This is a genomic window from Stenotrophomonas sp. GbtcB23, assembly GCF_019091045.1.
Taxonomy (GTDB): Bacteria; Pseudomonadota; Gammaproteobacteria; order Xanthomonadales; family Xanthomonadaceae; genus Stenotrophomonas; species Stenotrophomonas rhizophila_A.
The window spans coordinates 1-334 of sequence record NZ_JAGXKC010000277.1 but is presented as its reverse complement, the minus strand read 5'-3'; the positions used below and the strand labels follow the sequence as shown (position 1 = coordinate 334).

General features: G+C 65.6%; 1 protein-coding gene. It reads right to left on the bottom strand.

Going from position 1 to position 334, the window contains the following annotated elements; translation table 11 throughout:
* Positions 1-284 (bottom strand): fimbria/pilus outer membrane usher protein (locus KVS69_RS19105; protein ID WP_254622297.1); only part of this gene is annotated, 284 nt, incomplete at its 3' end.
* Positions 285-334: the final 50 nt, after the last annotated feature.

Sequence of the window (334 nt, the reverse complement as noted above, 5' to 3'; positions counted from 1 at the left end):
CCAGGCGCCACGCTGGTTTCATAGATGAGATTCCCGCTCTGCCATACCTGCACGCGGGCCTGGGTGGCTGCAACGCCGCGCAGGGTTGGCGCATAGCCGCGCAGCGATTGCGGAAGCATGCGGTCGTCCGATCCCAGGCTGGCACCGCGGAAACCCACGGAGTCAAAGATCTGGCCACTGGTGAAGCTGTCGCCAAGTATCAGCTGCGAGCGCAGTGAGGGGATGTCGCGCTGGGCGTAAGCCGACAGCGAATTCCAGTCCATGCCGCCGCTGGTGTGCGACAGCGCCGAGCGCTGCCGAAACCGCCACGGGCCTGCGTTTACGCCGGCATTCA